The organism is Streptomyces sp. NPDC058985 (genome assembly GCF_042740985.1).
Taxonomy (GTDB): domain Bacteria; phylum Actinomycetota; class Actinomycetes; order Streptomycetales; family Streptomycetaceae; genus Streptomyces.
Window position 1 is genome coordinate 3,837 of the sequence record NZ_JBHYJX010000098.1, and the last position, 1,188, is coordinate 5,024.

Consider the following 1,188-nt stretch of genomic DNA (forward strand, 5'->3'; position numbering starts at 1 on the left):
CCGTGAGCTGGGGGTGGCCGCAGAGACCAGCGAGAAGCGACTGTTTACTAAAAACACAGGTCCGTGCGAAGCCGTAAGGCGATGTATACGGACTGACGCCTGCCCGGTGCTGGAACGTTAAGGGGACCGGTTAGCTCAGATTCGTCTGGGCGAAGCTGAGAACTTAAGCGCCAGTAAACGGCGGTGGTAACTATAACCATCCTAAGGTAGCGAAATTCCTTGTCGGGTAAGTTCCGACCTGCACGAATGGCGTAACGACTTCTCGACTGTCTCAACCATAGGCCCGGTGAAATTGCACTACGAGTAAAGATGCTCGTTTCGCGCAGCAGGACGGAAAGACCCCGGGACCTTTACTACAGTTTGATATTGGTGTTCGGTTCGGCTTGTGTAGGATAGCTGGGAGACTTTGAAACTCGCACGCCAGTGTGGGTGGAGTCGTCGTTGAAATACCAGTCTGGTCGTGCTGGATGTCTAACCTGGGTCCGTGATCCGGATCAGGGACAGTGTCTGATGGGTAGTTTAACTGGGGCGGTTGCCTCCTAAAGAGTAACGGAGGCGCCCAAAGGTTCCCTCAGCCTGGTTGGCAATCAGGTGTTGAGTGTAAGTGCACAAGGGAGCTTGACTGTGAGACCGACGGGTCGAGCAGGGACGAAAGTCGGGACTAGTGATCCGGCGGTGGCTTGTGGAAGCGCCGTCGCTCAACGGATAAAAGGTACCCCGGGGATAACAGGCTGATCTTCCCCAAGAGTCCATATCGACGGGATGGTTTGGCACCTCGATGTCGGCTCGTCGCATCCTGGGGCTGGAGTCGGTCCCAAGGGTTGGGCTGTTCGCCCATTAAAGCGGTACGCGAGCTGGGTTTAGAACGTCGTGAGACAGTTCGGTCCCTATCCGCTGTGCGCGTAGGAGTCTTGAGAAGGGCTGTCCCTAGTACGAGAGGACCGGGACGGACGAACCTCTGGTGTGCCAGTTGTCCTGCCAAGGGCATGGCTGGTTGGCTACGTTCGGGAGGGATAACCGCTGAAAGCATCTAAGCGGGAAGCCTGCTTCGAGATGAGGACTCCCACCCACTTGATGGGGTAAGGCTCCCAGTAGACGACTGGGTTGATAGGCCGGATCTGGAAGCACCGCAAGGTGTGGAGGTGACCGGTACTAATAGGCCGAGGGCTTGTCCTCAGTTGCTCGCGT

1 rRNA gene (cut by a window edge) is annotated in these 1,188 nt (G+C 56.7%); it reads left to right on the top strand.

The features are described from left to right. A 23S ribosomal RNA gene (locus ACFW01_RS38275) occupies positions 1 to 1,176 on the top strand; it begins 2,027 nt to the left of the window's first position. The last annotated feature ends 12 nt before the right edge of the window (positions 1,177 to 1,188 follow it).